Source organism: Mesorhizobium sp. M7A.F.Ca.AU.002.02.1.1, from assembly GCF_003998535.1.
Taxonomy (GTDB): domain Bacteria; phylum Pseudomonadota; class Alphaproteobacteria; order Rhizobiales; family Rhizobiaceae; genus Mesorhizobium; species Mesorhizobium ciceri.
Map to the genome: position 1 here is coordinate 1 of NZ_RZPB01001205.1, position 1,212 is coordinate 1,212.

Annotated in this window: 3 protein-coding genes; all 3 read left to right on the top strand. The window is 65.3% G+C overall.

Annotated elements, in window-relative coordinates:
* Window positions 1-335 (top strand): histidinol dehydrogenase (locus EN879_RS36475; RefSeq protein ID WP_206521092.1); only part of this gene is annotated, 335 nt, incomplete at its 5' end.
* 6 nt (window positions 336-341) lie between these two features.
* Window positions 342-827: a UPF0262 family protein gene (locus tag EN879_RS36480; protein ID WP_013530198.1), complete on the top strand. Its 486-nt coding sequence runs from the start codon at window positions 342-344 to the stop codon at window positions 825-827.
* Between the two features lie 47 nt (window positions 828-874).
* The coding region (locus EN879_RS36485) for a low molecular weight phosphatase family protein (protein WP_245491623.1) at window positions 875-1,212 on the top strand (338 nt) is incomplete at its 3' end.

The following is a 1,212-nucleotide window of genomic DNA, read 5'->3' on the forward strand; positions in this document are numbered from 1 at the left end:
TGGTCGATCGCATCGCCGCCGAACATGTCGAACTGGCCATCGACGACGCCGAGGGCTTCCTGTCGCGGATGCGCAATGCCGGTGCGGTCTTTCTCGGCCGCCACACGCCGGAAGCCATCGGCGACTATGTCGGCGGCTCTAACCATGTGCTGCCGACGGCGCGCTCGGCGCGTTTCTCGTCCGGCCTGTCCGTGCTCGATTTCGTCAAGCGCACGTCGATCCTCAAGCTTGGACCGGAGCAGTTGCGTATCTTGGCGCCGGCGGCGATTGCGCTGGCCAAGGCGGAGGGTCTTGACGCGCATGGACGCTCCGTCGCCATACGGTTGAACATGTAGGCGGCGATGTCTGGCCCCGATCAAACCCGCGCCAGGCTGATCGATGTCGAACTCGATGAATCGATCGGCCGGTCAACGCCGGATGTCGAGCATGAACGTGCAGTGGCGATCTTCGACCTGATCGAGGAGAACAGTTTCCAGCCCGTCAATGACAGCGGCGACGGCCCTTACCGGCTGAAACTGTCGCTGGCCGAGCAGCGGCTGGTGTTTGCCGTGGCGCGCGAGGATGGCACCGCCGTCGTCACCCATATCCTGTCGCTGACGCCGCTCCGGCGCATCGTCAAGGATTACTACATGATCTGCGAAAGCTACTACGACGCCATCCGCTCCTCGACGCCGAGCCATATCGAGGCGATCGACATGGGCCGCCGCGGCCTGCACAATGAAGGTTCGCAGACGCTGATGGACCGGCTGTCCGGCAAGATCGACATCGACTTCGATACGGCGCGCCGGCTGTTCACGCTGGTCTGCGTGCTGCACTGGCGGGGCTAGCCCTGTCGCCCGGCGCCCTGCCCCGTTCGATCCTGTTCCTGTGCGGCATGAATGCCGTGCGCTCGCCAATGGCGGAGCAGCTGGCGCGCCGGATGCTGCCCGCCACCGTCTTTGTCGCTTCGGCCGGCGTTCGCGCCGGCGAGCGCGATCCGTTCGTCGATGCGGTGCTGGCCGAAGAAGATCTCACGCTGGGCGAGCGCCACCCAAGGACGATGGACGATCTCGAGGACGACTATTTCGACCTCATCGTCACGCTGGCACCCGAAGCGCACCACGCCGCACTCGAACTCACCCGCTCGCTCGCCGTCGAGGTCGAATATTGGCCGACGCCGGACCCGACCGACGCCGGTGGCACGCGCGAACAGATCATGGCAGCGTACCGGGA

Bases quoted from the DNA above. Each gene is read 5' to 3' on its own strand.
- EN879_RS36480 (WP_013530198.1), top strand. From the start codon at position 342: ATGTCTGGCCCCGATCAAACCCGCGCCAGGCTGATCGATGTCGAACTC.